The 20,865-nt window shown below is 54.5% G+C and carries 15 protein-coding genes and 2 tRNA genes; 1 reads left to right on the top strand and 16 read right to left on the bottom strand.

Going from position 1 to position 20,865, the window contains the following annotated elements:
• Positions 1 to 457: 457 nt before the first annotated feature.
• The 8 genes from CEE36_09850 to grpE form a co-directional block, all read right to left on the bottom strand.
• Positions 458 to 2,107 carry a hypothetical protein gene (locus CEE36_09850; protein ID TKJ40154.1) on the bottom strand — a complete coding sequence of 550 codons (1,650 nt, stop codon included), beginning with the start codon at positions 2,105 to 2,107 and terminating at the stop codon, positions 458 to 460.
• Positions 2,104 to 3,828: a DNA primase gene (gene dnaG / locus CEE36_09845; protein ID TKJ40153.1), complete on the bottom strand. Its 1,725-nt coding sequence runs from the start codon at positions 3,826 to 3,828 to the stop codon at positions 2,104 to 2,106. The genes CEE36_09850 and dnaG overlap by 4 nt, the downstream gene beginning before the upstream one ends.
• A complete protein-coding gene (locus CEE36_09840; GenBank protein ID TKJ40152.1) occupies positions 3,825 to 6,158 on the bottom strand; it encodes a hypothetical protein in 2,334 nt (777 codons plus the stop codon). The genes dnaG and CEE36_09840 overlap by 4 nt, the downstream gene beginning before the upstream one ends.
• A 1-nt stretch (position 6,159) precedes the next feature.
• Positions 6,160 to 6,312: a 30S ribosomal protein S21 gene (gene rpsU / locus CEE36_09835; protein TKJ40151.1), complete on the bottom strand. Its 153-nt coding sequence runs from the start codon at positions 6,310 to 6,312 to the stop codon at positions 6,160 to 6,162.
• A gap of 84 nt (positions 6,313 to 6,396) precedes the next feature.
• Entirely contained in the window at positions 6,397 to 7,119 is a 723-nt protein-coding gene (locus CEE36_09830; protein ID TKJ40150.1) for a hypothetical protein, read from the bottom strand.
• Entirely contained in the window at positions 7,116 to 8,267 is a 1,152-nt protein-coding gene (gene dnaJ / locus CEE36_09825) for a molecular chaperone DnaJ (protein TKJ40149.1), read from the bottom strand. Before dnaJ ends, CEE36_09830 begins: the two co-directional genes overlap by 4 nt.
• Positions 8,268 to 8,382: 115 nt before the next feature.
• Positions 8,383 to 10,326, bottom strand: coding sequence for a molecular chaperone DnaK (locus CEE36_09820; protein ID TKJ40148.1), 1,944 nt, complete (start codon positions 10,324 to 10,326; stop codon positions 8,383 to 8,385).
• A gap of 6 nt (positions 10,327 to 10,332) precedes the next feature.
• Complete coding sequence (gene grpE, locus CEE36_09815; GenBank protein ID TKJ40147.1) at positions 10,333 to 10,899, bottom strand: nucleotide exchange factor GrpE; 567 nt, start codon at positions 10,897 to 10,899, stop codon at positions 10,333 to 10,335.
• 117 nt (positions 10,900 to 11,016) lie between these two features.
• Between grpE and CEE36_09810 the strand changes: the two genes are divergently transcribed.
• Positions 11,017 to 12,648: a hypothetical protein gene (locus CEE36_09810; protein ID TKJ40146.1), complete on the top strand. Its 1,632-nt coding sequence runs from the start codon at positions 11,017 to 11,019 to the stop codon at positions 12,646 to 12,648.
• Between the two features lie 214 nt (positions 12,649 to 12,862).
• Here the strand turns inward: CEE36_09810 and nadB are convergent, their stop codons facing one another.
• From nadB to CEE36_09770, 8 genes are all read right to left on the bottom strand, one after another.
• Positions 12,863 to 14,428, bottom strand: coding sequence for an L-aspartate oxidase (gene nadB / locus CEE36_09805; GenBank protein TKJ40145.1), 1,566 nt, complete (start codon positions 14,426 to 14,428; stop codon positions 12,863 to 12,865).
• Positions 14,429 to 14,431: 3 nt separating this feature from the next.
• Positions 14,432 to 15,112 (bottom strand): hypothetical protein, encoded by a 681-nt coding sequence (locus tag CEE36_09800; GenBank protein TKJ40144.1) that lies wholly within the window; start codon positions 15,110 to 15,112, stop codon positions 14,432 to 14,434.
• A 14-nt stretch (positions 15,113 to 15,126) separates the two neighbouring features.
• Positions 15,127 to 18,327 (bottom strand): hypothetical protein, encoded by a 3,201-nt coding sequence (locus CEE36_09795; protein TKJ40143.1) that lies wholly within the window; start codon positions 18,325 to 18,327, stop codon positions 15,127 to 15,129.
• 90 nt (positions 18,328 to 18,417) lie between these two features.
• Positions 18,418 to 18,502: transfer RNA gene (locus CEE36_09790), tRNA-Ser, on the bottom strand.
• A gap of 46 nt (positions 18,503 to 18,548) precedes the next feature.
• Entirely contained in the window at positions 18,549 to 19,007 is a 459-nt protein-coding gene (locus CEE36_09785; GenBank protein ID TKJ40170.1) for a tRNA-specific adenosine deaminase, read from the bottom strand.
• Positions 19,008 to 19,224: 217 nt separating this feature from the next.
• Positions 19,225 to 19,298 (bottom strand) — tRNA-Arg (locus CEE36_09780).
• A 278-nt stretch (positions 19,299 to 19,576) separates the two neighbouring features.
• Entirely contained in the window at positions 19,577 to 20,116 is a 540-nt protein-coding gene (locus CEE36_09775) for a hypothetical protein (GenBank protein ID TKJ40142.1), read from the bottom strand.
• 114 nt (positions 20,117 to 20,230) lie between these two features.
• Entirely contained in the window at positions 20,231 to 20,716 is a 486-nt protein-coding gene (locus tag CEE36_09770; protein TKJ40141.1) for a hypothetical protein, read from the bottom strand.
• Positions 20,717 to 20,865 lie beyond the last annotated feature (149 nt).

The following is a 20,865-nucleotide window of genomic DNA, read 5'->3' as shown; positions in this document are numbered from 1 at the left end:
TTGTCTCCGAAGGAGGCATACGACGTAAGGATCTCATAACACTCCTCCTATCCCTCATTCTGAGGACTGGAGCCCGGAGGCCGGAAGGACGAAAGACCTTTAAGGACGATGCTTGCAGAGTTCCGAAGGGCGACACTTGTGGAGCAATCTTCCAATCTTCAATCTTCCAATCTGCAATCTGTGATTGCGACGAAGTCGCGTTCTTGTCCATCTTTTTCACCCCACAAATCTGCTTCGCAGCTTCGCGGGGATCCCGGGTTTTTGACCACCTTTTGACCAGCTTTTGTCCACCTTTTGGATAGCTTTTTGGGTATTATTTGGCCAGCTTTTGACTACTATTTGTCCACATTTTTCACCCGATTTTCGATATGGGGTCCCCGCGGTGATACGCAGTAGCACCGTGGGGTGGAAAAAAAAGGCCGCCCTCGGGCGGCCTTAAATTACGTATTAATGAGGGTTAACGAAGCAGCTCCTTTAGTGGGTCAAAGATCTTGCGGCGCGAGGGGTCGCGAAGCCTCTTTAACGCCTTTGCCTCTATCTGACGGATGCGCTCCCGGGTCACGTTGAAGATCTGACCAACCTCCTCAAGTGTGCGCTGAACCCCGTCGTCAACACCGAAGCGCAGCCGCAGCACGGTCTCCTCACGCTTTGAAAGCGTGGCCAAGGCGTCGTCAATACGGGTGTCAAGAACCGATCGCGCCGCATGATAAGTGGGAACAGGGGTTTTGTCATCGGAGATGAAGTCGCCCACGAACGATGATGCATCGTCGTCTATTGCCTTGTCCAGCGAGACGTGATACTGCGCTATGTTGGTGAGGAACTTGACCTTGTCCTCGGTAAAGGTTGGGAGATAGTGCGAGACCTCATGCGGAGCTGGCATGCGGCCGTGTTTCTGAATAAAGCGCCGTGATACGCGGGTTATCTTGTTTATAGCATCTATGATATGCGCCGGCACCCTTACCGTTCTGGATTGATCGGCAATCGCACGGGTAATGGCCTGCTTGATCCACCATGTTGCGTAGGTAGAGAACTTATAGCCCTTCTTGTAGTCAAACTTCTCAACCGCCTTGATAAGTCCGCAGTTGCCTTCGGCGATGAGGTCGATGAACTCCAGCCCCCGGTTGGTGTAGCGCTTGGCGATGGAGATCACGAGACGGACGTTGCCTTCTATCATCCGGTCGCGTGCGCGCAGTATGCTTGCCTCTATCTGCCTCAAGCGAGCAAGGCTTTCTCTTGCCTCCTTTACGGTCCGCCCGAAGTTGCGCTCGGCGCGACGCAGATCCGTGCGAGCTTCGTGGAACTCGAGTCTGGCTGACGCGGATGCGCTCCTGGCAGCCTTCGCCTTGAGTCCCTCAACCCGGCTATCCATCTTGATAAGTTCGGAGATCTCCAGTTTGTATCGCTCGGTGTATTCCTTGACAATATCGGGTTGCAGGGAAAGATTCATTACTTTTCTATGGATCTTATCGCGCAGCTTTTCTAAAGCCCTCTCCTCCTCCTTGGTACGATTGCGTCGCCGGGTCGCCTCACGCAGCTGCTCATTTAACTCGGCGAGCTTGTGAGAGTTACGAATAAAACCCTGTTTCCAGCGCTGGTATAGCCTCTTGTCGATGACCGAGTCGATGTCAGGTTTGGCGATCTGGTCCACGTGCGCCTCCCCATCCTCCACCTCCTGGCATTGCTCAAGAAGCTGAGCAAGCATCCCCCATGTTCCCAATATCTCATGCTGCAGCTGGATGTAACCCTCTTCCATCCGGCTGGAGTAGCGGACCTCATCTTGCTTGGTAAGAAGCCCGAACTTGTTGAGTTCCTTGAAGTATGAACGGGTAGAATCCTTGCGCCCCTTGGCACGAGGAAGCTTGTAGGTCTTCTCCTTTGGTCCCTCATGGATAACCTCACCCTCTGCCACAAGCTTTACCCCCTGCTCTCTAAGCCTCACTATTATCTCGTCTACCTCCTCAGAGGAGACGTAGGTTTCGGGCAGATAGCTCTCAAGTTCCTTATAGGTTATAGTCCGACGATCCTTAACCTGAGTAAGGATCTTATCCGCAACCTCTCTGCCGCGTAGGGTTATCGCGGCTGCTTGAACGTTTGCTTTCTTATTCATATCTCCTGATAGATTTTGTTGCTTTCCTTATCTAACTCATTCAACTGAACAAGGATGCTGCGTGCGCGCTCAGCATCCCCTGAACGTTCGGCTTGCGTAAGTTCATGACGCAGGGCATCCCGTCTGCGCCTGTAAAGGTAGTGCGCTAACGCGCGTGCGAACTCCTCGCGTGAGTAGTTAACATCTGAAAAGCTCCACCCTGAGACCCTACGCTGCATCTCGGGCGAGAGCAAATCCAGTATCTCGCCGGTGCTAAACTGCCCTTTGCGAGCGGCCACACCATAGAGCTTTTCTAAAAACTCCCGCCTCTCCCCCTCGGGGAACAAAGATAACGGAAGATTCTCGGCAGCCAGACGAACAAACTCGGCTTTCTGAATCATCATCCTCAACAGCCTTTCCTCAGGATCACCCGTACCCGTAACACCCGCACCATCCGCTTCAGAAACAGTACCACCCGACCTGGAAGATTTGGCCAGATCGGCAAGCACTCTTTCGATAACCCTCCTATCAATTCTAAGAAGGTTTGCCGCTTCGTCAAGGTACAGCTCACGGCGCAGGGAATCGGATACACGATTGATAAGGGATAGCATAATCTCCGCGGCCTTCTTACGAACCCTGGTAGTGGACGGAGAAAGCAGGTTATAGAGGAACGGCATGGGTTCCTGAGCTTGTTCGAGCAAAGAGTTGAACTCATCCGAGGAGTGGGAGGCAAGGAACGAGTCAGGATCCTCACCTTCGGGAAGCAGGAGAAGCTTCACGTCAAGATCGGCTGCAAGCACCTCGCCCAACGCCCGCTGTGCCGCCTTGCGTCCGGCCTCGTCCCCGTCAAAGACAAGGGTAACACTATCCGTGTACCGGGAAAGAACCTTGGCCTGCCCGCCTGTAAAGGCTGTCCCAAGGGGCGCTACCACATTGTGGAATCCTTCCTGCGCAAGTCTGAGGACATCCGTCTGCCCTTCCACAAGCAAAGCTCCCTCTCGCCTGAGATAAGGCCGTGCCTTGTTAAGTCCGTAAAGAAGCCTGCTCTTCTTGAATAGCCTGGTTTCAGAGGTATTGACGTACTTGGCAGGATTGGGATCATCCCCCCACACGCGACCTGAAAAGCCTACAAGCTTGCCTGAGGGCCACCGAATGGGAAAAACGATCCGTCCGGCAAGGAAGGGATAAAGCCTGCCTGAGGTGCTGCCCAGGACCCCAGCATCCCTTAAAATCTGGGTGGAGAGCTTGGCCTCTCTGGCTGTCGAAAGAAGAAGCGATGTATCCCGTGGCACAAGACCAAGTTCAAAGGATCTCACCGTCTCCTTTTTAAGACCACGAGAAACAAGGTAGCGCTGGGCCCCTAGGCCTTCGCTAGACCAAAGGGCGTCCTTGTAGATCTTGTGCGCAAGCTCCAGTGCGTCGAGGAGGGGTTTTGTTGGATCGTCTTCCGCGGTATATTGGATCCTAATCCCCAAGCGTTCACCCAACTGCTTAACCGCCTCAGGGAAAGAGAGGTTCTCGTAGTTCATAAGAAAGGTGATGACGTTCCCGCCTGCACCGCATCCGAAGCAGTAGTAAGCCTGGCGATCAGGGCTCACGTTAAAGGACGCTGTCTTTTCCTGATGAAAAGGACAAAGCCCGACAAAGCTTTTGCCTGAACGCTTGAGCTTAATATAGGAACCGATAAGCCCAACGATGTCGGTTTCGGCACGGACTCGTTCGATTACTTCCTGGGGAATCATGAGGCCAGCCTCAACACGGTTACGCCGTCACCGCCCTCAAAAGGCTCGCCTACCCTGAACGAGGCAACCCGCTTATCACGCCTTGCAAAATCCATAATCATATTACGCAGAACACCGGTTCCTTTACCATGGACTATGGCTACCTCACGGATCCCCAAGGCTAAAGCCTCGCTGATGTGTGTCAGGAGACGATCGTATGCCTCATCTGCGTGCATCCCTCGAAGATGAAGCCTGGGATTAAACTCCGCATCCTGGCCGGACTCCGATTGTGTTTTGACAGATAGCTTGACCTCGGTTAAGGACTCATTGGACCCTTCCTGGACAAAAGAAAGGTCACTCAAAGGCAGGGCCATCTTCAGGGTGCCGAACTCAACCAAGGCCTCGCCGGAGCGTTCATTGATCTCGGCTATCACCCCTTCGCGCTTAAGCTGGCGTGAGCTAACCCTTAGGCCTTCTGCTAATCCTGGGGCTGTCCTGGACTGCTCTGTCTCCTCTTGATCCGCCCTCAGGGCAGAACCCTGAGCGTCCACGAACTCCTTGGCTTTAAGGATGGATTCCCGCGAGGCCCGGGTTTCTTTTATCTCACGCACCAGGTTCTCTATCTCTCTGCGTGCCTCAGAAAGCAGCATTTCGCGCTCTGCAAGCATCTCGGCATCAAAACGTCTGCGTCGTTCGGCAAGCTCGGCCTCCCCTTGCTCGTAGCGAGCTTGCGAGGCTATTGCCTCTTTGAGTTGGTCTTCAAGCACAATACGCAGTTCTTCGGCCTTATGATGCTCTTCTGAAAGTTTGGCGATAAGAAAGGAGGATTCCAGAAACTCAGGGCGGAGGAAGCCGCGCGCCTCATCAAGCACTGCCTTGGGAAAACCAACCTCGTCAGCGACTTCAAGGGCGTTGGAGGCGCCGGGTATACCCATGATTAGCCGGTAGGTGGGGTGATCTGTGAACTCCATGCCAGCGTTCTGCATCGAAGCCTTCTCCTCCACGAAGTATTTGAGAGACTCAAGGTGAGTGGTAGCGATCACCGTGGCACCTTTTCTGGCAAGGGCTGAAAGCACTGCCATACCCAGGGCTCCCCCCTCCTCAGGGGATGTGGATGCGCCAAGTTCGTCAAGAAGAACAAGGGACTCTCCATCCGCCTCCGCAAGTATCTTACGCAGGTTAGCAAGGTGCGCGGTAAAGCTTGATAGATCGTCGTCAATGGACTGCTCGTCACCTATGTCCATGAAAACCTTACGAAAGAAGGGGATTCGAGTGTCACGAGAGGCAGGGACGTGAATTCCGCAGGAAGAAAGCAAAGCCGCAAGCCCTACTGTCTTGAGAACCACGGTCTTGCCGCCCGCGTTGGGGCCGGAGACAAGAAGCACCTTGGTTTCTGGATCAAACTCAAGATCAAGCGGCACCACCTCGCGCTTTAAGGCAAGCAATGGGTGGCGAGCGGCAAGGAGTTCCAGGACCTCGCCCGCCGGATCAACAGCCACCGCCTTAAAACGCCTTGCCCAATCCGCTCTGGCAAAGATGAAGTCAAGCTCGGCTACCACATCAAGGGTGGAGCGGATATCCGTAAGGTTTTCCCTGACAGCGTCTGCAAGCGATATAAGCACCCGTTCAACCTCCTCGCGTTCTTCATCACGAAGACGACGCAATCGGTTGTTCGCGTCAACGGTCTCGAAAGGCTCAACAAAAACGGTCGCTCCGCCGCTTGAGACCCCGTGCACTATACCCTCAAGCTCTGCTTCACGGTCCCTGCGCACAGCAAGCACAAGCCTGCCCTCCCGGAAGTGTATGGGAGAGTCCTGAAATATCTCTTTGCCAGAGGCAACCGACGCCTCAAGGGTGCGCAGAGCCTCCTTGCGTCCCGCAACCATCGCGCGTCTGATCTCTCCTAGACGAGAGGAGGCGGATTCCTTGACACCCTCTTCGTCCACCGTTGCCGTTATAGCACTGCGAAGCTCCTCAAAGGTGACAAGCATGTCACCTGCTTCTTTCAAGAGAGGGAACTTCCCGTAGCTAGCCGAAGAAAGCGGGTGCTTGATAACCCTACACCCCTCCAACACCTGGGCCAACTTCAGGAACTCTAAAGGTGATAGGTAGACCTCTTTCTCAAGCTTTGCAAGCAGTTCGTCACCGGGTGCGCATAAGCCGAAGGGCAACGTAGACCTAAAAAGCAGAGCCTCCTCGGTTTCTGCAAAAAGCCTTCTTACCTGCTCGACACCCCTGCAAGGAACCAGCGCCTCTGCACGCCGCTTGCCCCGCATCGTTGCACACTTCTCGCTCAGAATAGTGCGGATACGCGCAAAATCGAGACGCTCAAACGTCTCTAAGGCAATCACCCTAGTACTGCTCCTTCTGACGACGGCGCCATGCCCTGCGCCGTGCCTCGATTATCTTGCGCTTGCGTCTCTCGCTAGGTTTCTCATAAAACTGATGACGCTTGTAGTCACGCAACACCGCCGCCCTCTCACAGGCACGGCGGAATCGTCTCATAAAACTCTCATACGACTCGCCTTCGCGGACACTGATACCTGTACCTGCCAATAGATTCACCTCCTTTCTATGGCGTTTAAGGGTTTATGCATCATACAAACTGTAAACGTTAGCCAGGGCAGCTAAAGCTGCGGTCTCGGATCGCAGCCTGCGCAGTCCCAAAGAAAACGGTTTTGCCCCAGCCTTTAGGAGCGCATCAACCTCATCGAGCGCAAAACCGCCCTCAGGACCTATCACTAATAAAAGACGCCTGACGCGCCTTTTAGTCAATCTTTCTCTTAGCTGGTGACGCGCTTCTTCCCAGGCCACCAAGGCATGGTCATAATTCGGTATTATAGTAAGAAAATCGCGCAAGTCAAGCAAAGGTAGTATCTTCGGTGCTACCGAGCGCAGCGATTGCTTCATGGCGGAAACGATAATCCTCTCGAAGCGCGGCACCTTCTTCTCCTCCTCCCATTCGGGGACGGTGCGTGAGGTAACCAGAGGTTGAAATGCACTGACTCCCATCTCGGTACACTTCTCAAAAAGCACCTCGATCCGCGGGGCCTTTATGATACCGAAGGCAAGGGTAACCTCAAGAAGTGGTTCTTTAGGCTTACGCAAAGTGGAAATAATCTGGCCTTCCACAAGACTGTCCGAGGCCGATGTTATAAGCACCTTATACTCGGAGCCTTCGCCGTCGGTCACCAGTACCTTATCACCATGTCGGTGGCGCTTCACCTTGAAGATGTGGTGTGCCTCCTCTCCCCTGATCATAACCCGTGAGCCGGAGATGGTTCTCGCCGGTGTGTAGAAAAGCTCCTTCATCGCTTTGGTTTACGAGGGTTGGGAACCTTGTAGTCCTTGTCGGCAAGCTCTTGGAGGAGCTTTCGCTGGGCTGCGGAAAGTCGTTTAGGCGTGTGAACGATTATTCGAACCAGCTCGTCGCCCTTGCCGCCGTTGAGATGCTCGATCCCCTGCTTACGTATACGGTAGACAGCACCCGACTGTGTGCCAGACTGAATCTTGATCTTGCGCTTTCCGTTAAGGGTAGGTACATCCACGTTTCCGCCCAGGGCGGCGGTGGTGAAGGAGATGGGGAACTCGATCATGATATCGTCGCCGATGCGCTTGAACAGGTTGTGGGGCTTTTCAGCAAATTCGATGATCACATCGCCGCGGCCCCCTGGTCCCCAGTGGCCCTCATCCCTCAAACGCATGTAGTTGCCGGCAGCTACCCCGGCAGGTATGTTCAACTCTATCTTGTGCGATTTCTTGACCCTGCCAGAACCTGCACACTTCTTACAGGTTTCCTTGAAGATCTCGCCCGTTCCAGCGCAGTTGGGACAAACCCTCCTCTCCCTGAACGTTCCAAAGAAGGAACGTGAAACGGTAACCACCTGTCCCCTACCCTGGCAGGTGGAGCAGGTTTGGGGATTATGGCCACCCTTTCCCACGCAGGCCTCGCATCGGTCGTAGCGGGAGACCTGAACCCTCTTCCTCGCTCCATTGGCGATCTCTTCTAAAGAAAGCTGAATCTTTATACGGATATCACCGCCAATCCTTCGACGCGGATCGGCCCCCCTAAATCCTGCACTGCCGAAACCGAAGAGGCTCTCGAACAGGCTGGAGAAGATGTCCCCGAAGACGGAGTCCGTTTCGAACTCGCTCTGGTGCTGGCGGAAGAAGTCGTTCATGTTGAAGCCGGCCGGTCCGTACTGGCGGCTTACGCCTGCGTGGCCGAACTGATCGTAGAGTCTGCGCTTTTCGGGATTGGAGAGTACGTCGTAGGCCTCGCTGACCTGCTTGAAGCGCTCACGCGAACCCTCGCGGTCCGAAGGGTTGGCGTCAGGGTGATTCCGGCGGGCCAGCTTGCGGTAGGCCTTCTTTATATCGTCTTCGGAGGCCGATTTATCAACACCAAGAACCTCGTAGTAGTCTCTTTTAGCAGCCACCCGTAACACTCCTTTCCTCAGCCCTTGAAAGGATTCTCGGAGTACTCAAACCCTGCCACAAGCTAGCATTCATCTGACACTTTTGAGAGTCAACTGTAACATCTTATTAATCAAAGCGTTACACCCATAGCGCTCGTTAAGAGGTGTGTTGCGGGTCCTCTTCGTCTATGACCTCGTAGTCGGCCTGAACGTCTTCGGCCTCTTTTTGTGCCTCGCCCTGCTCCGGGCCAGGCTGAGGACCAGGTTGAGGTCCTGCCTGCGGACCTACCTGCTGCTGTTTATAGAGAACCTCGGAGAGCTTGTAGGAGACCTGCTGGAGTTCTTCCTGGGCCTTGTTGATAGCAGCCACGTCCTCACCCTTCATGGCTTCCTTGAGAGCGGCAATCTTCTCTTCGATAGCCTTGCGGTCGGCCTGTGGAACCTTGTCGCCTGCCTCCCGCATGGACTTTTCTACAGAGTAGATAAAGCCGTCAGCCTTGTTGCGGGCATCAATCACCTCGCGGTGCTTACGATCCTCGGCAGCGTGGGTTTCTGCATCCTTGACCATGCGCTCCTTCTCCCCCTCTGAGAGACCGGAGGAGGCGGTGATGCGTATTGACTGCTCCTTGGCGGTGCCTTTATCCTTTGCAGAGACATCCAGGATGCCGTTCTCGTCTATGTCGAAGGTGACCTCTATCTGGGGCACGCCGCGTGGTGCAGGCGGGATTCCATCAAGCTCAAAACGACCGAGAGTGCGGTTGTCTCGAGCCATGGGACGTTCACCCTGAAGAACGTGTACAGTAACCGCAGGCTGACTGTCCTCAGCCGTGGTAAAGGTCTCGGTCTTATCATGGGGGATGGTGGTATTCCGTGGGATAAGAACAGTCATTACGCCACCCAGGGTTTCTATGCCAAGAGAAAGCGGGGTTACATCAAGGAGAAGCAGAGATTTCTCGGCAACTCCTTCAGGCGACGCCGCCAACGCGGCATGGGCAGCACCGACGGCCACCACCTCGTCAGGGTTGATGCCCTTGTGAGGCTCCTTGCCAAAGAACTCCTGCACGCGCTTCTGCACCATGGGCATCCGGGTCTGGCCGCCGACAAGGATGACCTCGCTGATATCGGCAGGTGTTGCCTTTGCGTCGGTAAGCGCCTGCTTGACCGGGCCGAAAGTGCTCTCCACCAAATCGCCCACCAGCGACTCAAGCTTGGTGCGGGTTACAGACATCTCAAGATGCAATGGCCCCTTATCAGGATCGGATGCGATGAACGGCTGGCTTATGGTAGTTTCTAGACTGGAAGAAAGCTCGACCTTCGCCTTCTCAGCCGCCTCCTTGATTCGGGCAAGGGCCGAATGATCCTTTGAAAGGTTAACTCCCTGCTCGCGCTTGAACTCGGTAATGATGTAGTCCATGATCCGCTGGTCGAAGTCGTCACCGCCCAGATGGGTGTTGCCGTTGGTTGAAAGCACCTCGATGGTCTTGGCCTCTACATCAACTTCGATAATGGAGATATCGAACGTCCCGCCGCCCAGGTCATAGACAGCCACCTTTGCCGACGTCTTTTTATCTAAACCATAGGCAAGCGCAGCAGCGGTAGGTTCGTTGATTATTCGCAAGACATCCAGCCCTGCAATCTTGCCCGCATCCTTGGTAGCATGACGCTGGGAGTCGTTAAAATAGGCTGGAACCGAGATAACCGCCTGCTTGACAGGCTCTCCCAGGTATGCCTCAGCCGCCTTCCTGAGATACTGAAGTATCATAGCCGAGATCTCGGGCGGCGCCATCTTACGGCCATCCACCTGAACCCAGGCATCGCCGTTATCTGCAGGAACTACCTTGAAGGAGACCCTCTCGCGCTCATAGGCGACCTCTGAGTAGCGCCTGCCCATGAATCGTTTGATGGAGTAGATGGTCTCATCAGGATGAAGCACCGCCTGGCGCTTGGCCAGGGTGCCGACCAGCCTTTCCTTACCAAATGACACCACCGACGGCGTGGTGCGTCCACCCTCAGGATTGGGTATAACAACCGCCTGTCCCTGCTCAACCACTGCTACACATGAGTTGGTGGTTCCCAGATCGATACCGATAACCTTTGCCATTTTCTCTTAAACCTCCTTGTCTTCACGGGATCGCTGTTTGCCCGTGGTCTCTTCTGAAGCTTCAGCTTCTTTCTTCTCTTCTTTAACCTCTCTGGCCACGATCACCTGCGCAGGACGCAGCAGGTAATCACCCAGCATGAAACCTTTCTTGGGCTCTTCCACAACCTGGCCAGGTTTCGCCTCGGAAGTCTCCATATACCCCAAGGCCTCCGCCTTTGTTGGATCGAACTCCTCGCCCAGACAACTATATTGCATTAACCCATACTTCGCAAGGACGTCGCGGAACTGCGAGAAGATAAGCTCCACTCCCTTGCGATAGGATTCCAAGGTCTTCTCGTTATCCTCGGCATCAACCGCCAGGGCGCGCTCGAAGTTATCCCAAATCTCTACTAGTGCTCCCAGCACCTCGGCCTGGGCCTGGATTCCAAGCTCATCGCGCTCGCGCTCCCAGCGCTTGCGAGCGTTATCTAACTCCGCCGCGGCCCGAAGCGCCAAGGAACGCATCTGGGCAACTTCCGCTTCTTTCGCGCGAAGTTCCTCCTTTAACTTTGACACGGGACCTTTTTTTACCATCTGATTGTGATTATAAAAAGAAAGCCGCCTGCGTCAAGTTCATCTGAACTTACGCACAGATAACTTCTTATCTCTAGGGGGGTTGACAAACCTTCAAAAATCCTTATAATTTTAATAATGATTAGACAAGGAGGTCGCATGGCGAAACGTTTTCTCGTTTCGGCAGCTTTGATTGCAGTGATATTCGTAGCTTTGACAGGTTGTGGCAACCATCCGCCCGAAATAGCAGGGGTTACAGCTTCTCCCAGCACGGTAGAGCCGGCTGAAGAGACCAACATAACCTGTACGGCCAACGACCCGGATGGGAACCAGATGACCTACGATTGGGAATCGGTGGACGAAGCTACCGCCTACATGGGTCAATCGTTCACCTGGATTGCCCCTATACCTGATGAAACTCCCCGCACCTATCGCTTTTATGTCACCGTAAGTGACGGCCAGGGCGGAGTGGCTTACGATTCCTCTCTCATGGTTACAGTGGATTATGCAGGTGCTCCAGCGGTGACCCTGCGGGAACCCACCGACATAGGGTGGACCTACGTCACCCTGGTCTGGACCCAAAGCCAGCATCCCACCTGGAAAACCTATCAGGTATACACCTCAACCTCTCCAGGGGTCAAGGACAACGGGCAGCTGATCCAGATACCCAACTTCCCTGAAAGTCGTCTGGATACCTCTATCACCATAGACGACCTGGAACCGGGCAAAACCTACTACTACGCCATCGCGGTGATCGACTCGGCCGACCACAAGACCTTCTCCAACGAGGTGGCGGTCAACACCAGGTACTTCGAGATACTGGGCCAGACCAGTCTGGGCGGAGGCCACGGGAATCGTCTGGCCAGCATCAGCAACCACATCTTCTGTGCAGTGCTGGAGCAGAGCGTCAAGGGGTTCAACATCGGAGGCAACAGTATCGTTTCCGGTGGAAATATCGTAAAGCCGATCCCTGAGGCAGTGGCCTGGGACGTATACCGCTCTTCTAACCTTTTGCACGTTGCGTTCGGCAAAGCCGGATATCACGGGTATCTCATAGAAAATCCTCTGAATCCAATAGACACCATCCTGACTGGTGGAGATGTTTTCACCTTGACCGGAAGCGACTATGCTGAGGCGGTTACTGTGTATGCGGAGGGAAACGACGTGTTCGTGGGCTGCAGGGACCAGGCCAACCAGGTTCACACCATCACCTGGCTTGAGATTGATTTGGCTGGCGCCACTGCCTACGTGAGAGGAGTAGATACACTCTACGATGTGCCCACCGACATACACGTGGACGGAAACTACATCTACGTCACCGAGGGCAACGCTGGATTGGAGATACTGCGCTGGGATCAAAACGCCGAACCCGACCTGGCCATGACCTCGGTAGGCATCACCTCCACCAATGACGAGGCCAAGGCACTGTTCGTTTCCCGGGACTATACATACGTCGCCGCTTTCGGCGAAGGACTGATGATAATAGACGTCGCTAACAAGAACGAACCAAAACGGGCAGGCCAATGGAAGGCTGATGAAGGCAACCAGGCCTTCGGAGTCTATGTCTCCGGCGATCGGGCATACCTTGCCGACGGTGAATACGGACTGCGTGTACTGGATGTTACCGACCCCAAAACACCTAAACATCTGGGAACCATAGAGGTCGGCAGCCAGATAAGGGACGTCTGGGTAATCGGACAATCTGGCGCATCTACCACAGCCATACTTGCCGACTGGTACAACGCCATCTACATGGTCGAGTGGGAATAAATTAGTGCTCCTTTTTAGCCTACGGCTAAAAAGATCGCAAAAGATTAAAGGTCAGCCTTCGGGCTGGCCTTTTTTTGTGTGCTCCTTTTAACCTTCGGTTAAAAGATCGCAGAAAATCCGGTTCCCATTTAATCCGAAGATCTAAGGAATAATCCCCCGACTACCGACACGACATAAAATACCCCGAGGGAATAGGTGAAATCTGCTTCGCAGATTAATCTTTTGGGGAAAGCACAGTATGAGATGCTTCAGGCAGGGTATCAGGGAACTCCTCCACGTAGTGAAGCCCGCGGGACTCCTTTCGTGCAAGGGCCGAACGAAGGATAAGATCGCCGACGATCAGCGTGTTGCGGAGCTGTTTGATGCCCGGACTGAAGATTCTCGCCGGATACAGCGCCTTTAGCTCACGAGAGAGCTCTGCAAGCCTTGCCCGGCCCCGTTCCATCTCCTTCGCGGAACGCACTATCCCTGCAAACCGCCACATCGTCTGCTTCAGAGACGAGACAAGGGAGTTAAGGAGCGACGGGTCCTCTATGCTGCGCAGTTGACGTTCAAACGGATTTATCTTATCTAAAGAGGGAAGACGAGCCTCTTCCTTGCTGGCAGCCTGCGCGGCGCGATCTGCGAAGACCAGGGCCTCAAGCAGCGAGTTGGATGCAAGCCTGTTTGCGCCGTGAACCCCGGTATGGGCGCATTCACCGGCTGTGTAAAGACAAGGGATGGAGGTTCTTCCCCAGAGATCGGTCTTTACCCCGCCAACAGAGTAATGGGCCGCAGGCACCACAGGCACAGGCTCGCGGGTGATGTCAAGCCCGAAGCGCTTACAGGTATCGGCGATCATGGGAAACCGTTTGAGGATGTGCGCGGGGGGGATGGATGAGAGATCCAAGAGAACGTAGTCAAGCCTTCTTGTTCGAAGTTCGTTGTAGATGGCGCGTGCCACCACGCTGCGCGGGGCCAGCTCCGCATCAGGATGATAACGCGGCATGAACCGCTCCCCGTCAGGTGTCCGAAGTATCCCGCCCTCACCGCGAACCGCCTCGGATATAAGGAAGGCGCGACCGTCTATCCTGGCGCCGAAAAGCGAGGTAGGATGAAACTGGATGAACTCAAGATCGGCAACCTTCGCTCCGGCTCGCCAGGCCATTGCTACGCCGTCCCCTGTCGCTATCGGCGGATTGGTGGTATGTTCGTATACCCTGCAAAGCCCGCCTGTGGCAAGCATCACTACCTTAGCGTGGATCTCTGCAAACTTCCCGCTCTCACGATCAAAGCTCAGCACCCCGCAGCAGCGTCCGCTCTCATCGGTTAAAAGGTCGATAACGAAATGGTGCTCATAGAGTGCCACGTTAGGGGCTGAACGCACCGCATTAATAAGTCCCCACTCCACCGCCTGACCTGTGGTATCGGCGACATGGGCTACCCTGTGCCTGGTGTGCCCACCCTCAATGCCCAACTCAAGGTGACCGCCCTCTGTTGAGAACTCGATCTCCAACTTCTGTAGCTCCCTGACAAGACGAGGCCCCTCTCCGACCATAACCTGAACCGCTTGCGGATCGCAGAGACCGTAACCGGCTTTTACGGTATCTTCAAGATGCTGCTGAGGCGAATCATCCGACCCCAATGCCGCAGCAATCCCTCCCTGAGCGTAGTTGGTGTTGGACTCGGAATCATCTTTCTTAGTAAGGACAAGCACCCGACCGTGATTGGAGATCCGGTAGGCAAACCACAAACCCGCCATCCCTGAACCGACCACAAGGAAGTCGGTCTCGATGCGCATATGCTAGAACCTCCAGGTCAGTTGAATACCTGGTGTGTCAAACCGAGGGACGATCCCCAGACGACTGGAGCCTACAGGTGAGAAGAATGCAACGTCCAAAGTACTTGCAAGCCGTGTAAGCAACATCACACCAATAAACACAGTAGAGGTCTGCTGTGCCCGGCGCATCCGGATCCTCTGGTTGAAATACCCCATCATCAAGGAATCCGAACGCCACATCCAGGCATCTCCGCCTGTAAAGCTGTTGGCAGCAATGTAGTCCTGTTGCGCGGCAAGGTCGTCGGAGTAAAGATCACGAGCCTCCCTGGCCACGTTGAGATTGTAGTCATCCGAGGAGAAATAGTTCTCCATAGCAGCAAGGTAGATTCGGGAACGGTTGGAAGGATTGGCATCAGCATTCATCACCGCCATCCCTATAGCGGCCTGGCCTTTGTTGAAAGCGTCCCATCCGAAACCGGCCGCACCTGCAATTGCCAGACCATCGCCCCACAAAAACAGCTCACCTTTAAGCCTGTAGCCCCGAATAAGCTCACCTGTTCCAGGTAGAAAAAGGGAGGCGAAAGGTGCAAGCTTTTCGGCACGGGTCAGTTCTCTTGTTGTGAGCGCCATCTCGGAAGCATCCTTTGCAACAGGCATCTGGGGAGTATCTGCTGATATAAAGATCAGGGTAATTATGAAACTCATCTGGCCTCCTCTCTCTATCGGATCACACCGAGTTTATAAAGCTCAACCGTCTTCTCCTCAGCCTTGGAGGCTTCAACGCGAACGATATATAACCCTGATACGACATCGGTCAGAAGCTCATCAAGCGGAATATCGTTCGTCATGTTTGGATCAAACGAAGGTTCTATGGTTCGCATCAGCTTGCCTGAGATATCCACGAGCTGAATCTTAAGGGCATCAACATCACCCAGTAAGACGTGCAGATACGCGTGATAGCGAGCCGGGTTGGGATAGACGTAGACCTCTGACAGGGGGACCGAAGGAGCAGGTGGAGCATTAAAGGTCTCTTCCAGCAAACCGGTATGGGCCGCATCGTGCATCCACTCGCCCCATGAAAGCTGTGAACCTGTGGTGCGCCAGACGTGAACCTTGCTGTTTAAAGTATCGACCACGGTACCTGCCAATATCTCCAGCTTGCCGTCATCGTCAAGGTCAGCAAGTGCCAGAGCTTTGCCTATCGGATAGCGGGTGTAGAGGGTTTTGTAAGGTTTCCGTGCACCTCGTTTGATAAGGTAGACCCCGTGATCTGGCGAACCTATGACGATCTCTCGCTCGCCGTCCGCGTCAAGGTCTGCAACAACCGGCGAGGAGCGGAACGCAAATGGTTCCTCAAAGGTGATAAAGTAGAGGTATCCGCCGTGCTCGTAGGGTTCCTGAATCTGATAGGTTTCAGGGAAGACTAAAGGATACCCCGGGACTGCGGCACCGTTGGCGTCAAGCGCCCACAGACCGTTGGCCGCTCCGAATAAGACCTCAGGCAGACCATCTGCGTCCAGATCGGCAAGTGCTGGGGTTGTTAGCGGAGAGGCAAAGCTGCGGCTTGAGCGGTATTTGATGGTTCCATCCTGGGATACTGCCACGTATCGATAATCGTTGTACTCGTATACAAAGGCAAGTATCTCACGCTCGCCGTCGCCGTCAATGTCGGCAACCAAGGGCGGAACATCACACTGTGCAGAGCCTCGCCCCAGATCTAAAGGAAAGCCCTCGCTGAGGTTCCCGGCCGCATCAAACAGGTAAAGACGCCCGGAGGTGGCAAGAACCGCGAACTGAGCAGGTGAGCGCTGGACCAGAGCGAAGCCCGGTCTAACCTCTTCGTTAAGATCTAAAGGATAATTCTCAAGTAGCGCCGCCGTATCTTCCTCTACGTTCAGGGCATAGACCTTTCCAAACTCGTCAACCGTAAGGATCTCAAGGTCAGCGTCCCCATCAAGATCGGCAAGCATGGGTGCTGCAAAGCTGCGCCCCTCCATCCGGAACGGAAACCCTTGCTTGAGGGCCGCAACCCTTCCCCCCACAAGCGAATCAGGATCATATACCGAGACCATACCTATTTCTCCTACAAGTACAATCTCCGGCAAGCCATCGCCGTCCACATCCCCGAGAGCCGGCGGTGAAGAGAGTCGGTAATCAAATCTGAGGAACATAGGTTCAGAACCATTGTAGGGCGAACCGTCCGAGCGCCAGGCAAAGCCTATCCTGTGCTCACCAGAGCTGGAGGGCACACCAAAAGCGATCAACTCTTTATCACCGTCACCATCCAGATCGGCAACAAAGACCGAGTTGATCTCATCAAGATAATAAGCCTCCTGCGGAAAGCCGCCCAGCTTGCCCTCAAACGTAATCTGGACCCTCATCACGGTGTCGGATGGGTCGAGCACCCTAACAGTTATGCCTGTCTCGCCGTAGTAACCATCAGTCGAAGGATTAGTCGCAGGGCCGAACTCCGCGTTGCCGCCATCTGCAAAGAAGGGGTCAAACTCAGAGCCCTGGGTGGCGTAAGAACCCGAGCTCTCGTAGTACAGGAGCTCGTAGTCCTGGATGCCGTCCGCCTCCTCCATATCCACAGCGTTGTGCTTTCCGAAGGCGGTCCATGCGTTGACGTAGTTGTAGTCTCCCCACTCGTCCACCACGTCCTCGTCAACGTGCCAGATGATTAGCCCTGAGCCGGGCTGAAACGCGTCGTACTCGCCCTCCACCACCCATACAGGCACACCGCCCTTAACGTCCACCTCGACCGTATCCACCGCTTTCACGTCGGTCTGGCGGTTCTCGATCAAAAAATACTCCTTGTCACGGATGGGAACCTTTATAAGGGTGGGCCGGTTTTGAGCCTCCCATTCAGGAATAAGAAGGGTATCGAACTCCGCAGAATAGAGGGAGACGGTGGTATCCGAGGTAACCACAATCGGGTTCCCCCAGCCGAACCAGTAGCGATGGAACGCATCGTGCATCGAGGGTATCTGGCCTGCAGGGTAGCCGAGCCAACCACCGCCACCCATCAGCGACCATGCGCCAACACCCTGGGTGTAGCCTGAAACGTCGTAGAGATCGTATCCGCCTAGAAGATGGGCAAACTCGTGGTAAAGGAGGCCTGGCAAGCCGGTCATCACCCCTTCAACGCGAGGACTTTCAGGAACGACTGATGCTGTCTTTATTCCAACCCCGTTGACTAAGACCGAATCTTGTCCAGTATAAGCCCCAAGTGCTCCAGGTGTTATCGTAGCTGAGGCAAGGTCTGAGGTATAGCCGAACCAGTATGAGGATTGGATGGTGCTTCCCGCATGGAAGATGATAATCATATCAAAACCCGGATATTGATATTTGGAGAAATCTATCTCAGGGTCTTCTGCAGCAGCCAGCAACGCGTCGCGCATGAAAAGCGTAAGTCCCCGATCCAGATTGCTTGTATCGCCGTAGTAGGTCATCTTGTGCGGAACCTGGTAGCAACGGAATGGCTCGGAGGGATAAACATCGTATTCGATCACCAGTCTGCCGCGGGAGTTCAAGAGATAGAAGTTTCGCAGTCCCAGCATCTGGTTCTCAAAGTAAGTTCTATCGTGCGGCGGATCGTAGTAAAGCCCGTCGGATGGCGAGCCGAAGCCGCGAAGGTCCATCTTCCCGTTGCCCCAGGTGAAGGGATCGTCGTCAGCGGGAAACTCCACCCTTATGGCAAGCACCCGTAAGGTCCCGGGAACTGGAATACCTGCCATAGATTGAAGATACTCTCGTGCTGCGGTATTAACCCGGGTAGGGGTGGTGGCTGAACGATACAGCAAACTTTTATAATAAGGATCATCCAACCTGGATTGGTAAGGCTTCACCGGCACCTTGATGCGTTCTGCAAAAAGCAGAGCCGAAGCCAGAAGACCCAATATAGCCGCTCGTTTGATCATAAGTCTCTTACTCCTTCCATCGGGTTAAAGATCAAAACGAAGAATGCCTCGGCTGCCTCCATAGTTTTTTTGCAAGTCTCCACTGAGACACGGAGAGAGAGGGATTCGAACCCCCGGGGCCTTTCGGCCCACACGATTTCGAGTCGTGCGCTTTCGTCCACTCAGCCATCTCTCCTGTATGCGGACACGCTTGCGAAGCAATCGTGCCCGCATAAATATCTCTACGCATCTCCCGCCTCATTTGTATTGACCTTGCGTCGCTCCTTAAAGAAAGACTGCATCAGCGCCTTCGCCTCTTCGGCAAGCACCCCCTCAGTCACCTTGAAGGTGTGATTCAGACGCTCGTCACTACCGATCTTAAAGAGCGATGAGACCGCTCCGAATTTGGGGTCCCTTATGCCGAAGACCACCCGCGGGATGCGTGCAAGCACCACAGCGCCCGCGCACATAAGACATGGCTCCACAGTAACATAGAGCGTGCAATCCAGCAATCTCCACGACTCAAGTGCCACTGCAGCCGCGGTAAGCGCTATCATCTCGGCATGCGCAGTGGGATCGGCAAGCCTTTCGGTCTGGTTGTGCCCCCGGCCTATTATTCGACCTTCGTGCACAACCACCGCACCAACCGGGGCCTCGCCATCGGCGCAAGCTGCCTTGGCCTCCCGCAACGCCTCACGCATCCAGCGTTCGTCTGAATCTATCAATCCTGCGACTCCTTTTCAGGCCTCTCCCCTCTTCAGGACTAAGGATAGCGATAAGTTGGACGCTGTCAACCCGCCCGCCCGTAACACCCGTAACACACACCTTTTTACCGTTGGAGGATTACACCCCGGATGTTTATGAGCCTGTAGGGGCACGGCATGCCGTGCCCCTACGAATGGCCTAGAGGCCGCTTTATACGCCCGGAGGGATTCGAACCCCCAACCTGCTGATCCGTAGTCAGCTGCTCTATCCAGTTGAGCCACGGGCGCAACGCCTTATTCTAGCGAGGGAAGGTGCTTTGTCAAGAACGCAGTGCCGACCTTCAGGTTGTCCCTTCGCTATTATTTCTTTCAGATAGTAAGCGTGCCGACTTACGCGAAGCGGCGTTTAGAAACGCCAAAGTCGGCCCCTACGTTTTTCTCTGCGATCTTTTGACCTCTGGTCAAAAGGAGCATTATTTCGGGGTCCCCGCGGACGCACGAAGTGCGTTCGTGGGGTGCATAATCCGGGGTCCCCGCGCGGATGCGAAGCAGGCGCGTGGGGTAAGCTACCAGCTCAGCCCGAACCACACCCCGATACCTGCGAACAAACGCACATCCCAGTGGATGCCGTCATAGCCAAGATCAACACCGCCTTCTCCGAAGAAGTGCGAGTATCTCGAGACAACGTAAGCTGCGCCGCCACCTAAGGTAATCCAAATCCGGGAAGAGGTGATGTCTCCGATATCGCTTATTATGGATGTAACGCCTATGCCCAGCCCTCCGAAGCCATAAGGACGCCAATCCTTGTAGCTTCCCATGAATACCCCCTCAATCGGCGAACCCATGTTCAGACCCAGATAGTTTGAGTTTTCGTAGGCGGTAAGTTCAAGGATGTTGGTTCGCACCCAGATTTGATTCTTGTAAAGGTTCAGCATCGCCTCGCCCTGGAAGCTGACCGGATAGATGGACTCATCGCCTTCAAAGAACCCAACCGAAAGCTTGGGGCCGAGCATCAAGGGAAAGGTTTTCTTGCTTCTACGCGCCGCATCCATAGAAATGGGGCAAAGGATCACGGCAATAACAACGATAAGTGCAATGCGTTTCATAAACTCCTCCAGGTTTAAGGCCAATAAAAAGATGGCCGGTTATTTACACCGGCCATCATACCAAGGGAGGAGGGGTTAGTCAAGCCTTAGGGTCGTAAACCCCGGCCAGGCGATTTATCTTTCAGGGGCAGGGGACCTCTCTCCTCTTCCTGAGCCGTGACCTGAACCTTCAGGACCACGGCGTCCGGCATGACGAAGGCTCTCCATCTTCTCGATCTGCTCGTCGGTAAGTATATTGCGCGCCGCAAAGTAGAGATCAACCTGAGACAGTTGTAGATCGGTTCTGAGCGAACCTATCTCACGGATCTTTGCCTTGATCTTAGACTCGTTGGGCTCGTCGGCATCCATGAGCTTACGAAGTTCAAGCTGCTCGCGCTCGATCTTCTGCTTTATCTCAAGCACCTTTTCCTGGTGGGAGTAGCAAAGCTCCTTGAGCTTATCCTGCTGGTCTTCGGTAAGATTGAGTTCCTCCGCCGCCTGGGGGGTGAGAAGCAGGCCAAGTCGCAGACCCCCGAAGTGCCCCGGACCTTCATGCTGGCCGCGCGGCGCCCCGAAAAGACCGACCAGGATTAAGGGCAGTGCTGCCGCTATTCTAAGCATACTATTCCTCCTTATTAAAGGATTGATTCGTAACTGTTGGACACGCCAAACCCAAAAAGGTTTAATCGGCCTTGACAGCTTCCCAGCACCGCCTATGCTTAACGAATGGCGATGCTTCTACTTGCTCTCTGTGGGGTGATGGATACACT

The sequence above is a fragment of the candidate division TA06 bacterium B3_TA06 genome (assembly GCA_005223075.1).
GTDB lineage: Bacteria > Hydrothermota > Tepidihabitantia > B3-TA06 > B3-TA06 > B3-TA06.
This window is presented reverse-complemented; position numbering and strand designations above follow the sequence as displayed.

Coding starts and splice junctions, on each gene's coding strand:
- CEE36_09850 (TKJ40154.1), bottom strand. CDS start 2,107: ATGAATAAGAAAGCAAACGTTCAAGCAGCCGCGATAACCCTACGCGGC.
- dnaG (TKJ40153.1), bottom strand. CDS start 3,828: ATGATTCCCCAGGAAGTAATCGAACGAGTCCGTGCCGAAACCGACATC.
- rpsU (TKJ40151.1), bottom strand. CDS start 6,312: ATGAGACGATTCCGCCGTGCCTGTGAGAGGGCGGCGGTGTTGCGTGAC.
- CEE36_09830 (TKJ40150.1), bottom strand. CDS start 7,119: ATGAAGGAGCTTTTCTACACACCGGCGAGAACCATCTCCGGCTCACGG.
- CEE36_09820 (TKJ40148.1), bottom strand. CDS start 10,326: ATGGCAAAGGTTATCGGTATCGATCTGGGAACCACCAACTCATGTGTA.
- grpE (TKJ40147.1), bottom strand. CDS start 10,899: ATGGTAAAAAAAGGTCCCGTGTCAAAGTTAAAGGAGGAACTTCGCGCG.
- CEE36_09810 (TKJ40146.1), top strand. CDS start 11,017: ATGATTAGACAAGGAGGTCGCATGGCGAAACGTTTTCTCGTTTCGGCA.
- nadB (TKJ40145.1), bottom strand. CDS start 14,428: ATGCGCATCGAGACCGACTTCCTTGTGGTCGGTTCAGGGATGGCGGGT.
- CEE36_09800 (TKJ40144.1), bottom strand. CDS start 15,112: ATGAGTTTCATAATTACCCTGATCTTTATATCAGCAGATACTCCCCAG.
- CEE36_09795 (TKJ40143.1), bottom strand. CDS start 18,327: ATGATCAAACGAGCGGCTATATTGGGTCTTCTGGCTTCGGCTCTGCTT.
- CEE36_09785 (TKJ40170.1), bottom strand. CDS start 19,007: ATGCGTGAGGCGTTGCGGGAGGCCAAGGCAGCTTGCGCCGATGGCGAG.
- CEE36_09775 (TKJ40142.1), bottom strand. CDS start 20,116: ATGAAACGCATTGCACTTATCGTTGTTATTGCCGTGATCCTTTGCCCC.
- CEE36_09770 (TKJ40141.1), bottom strand. CDS start 20,716: ATGCTTAGAATAGCGGCAGCACTGCCCTTAATCCTGGTCGGTCTTTTC.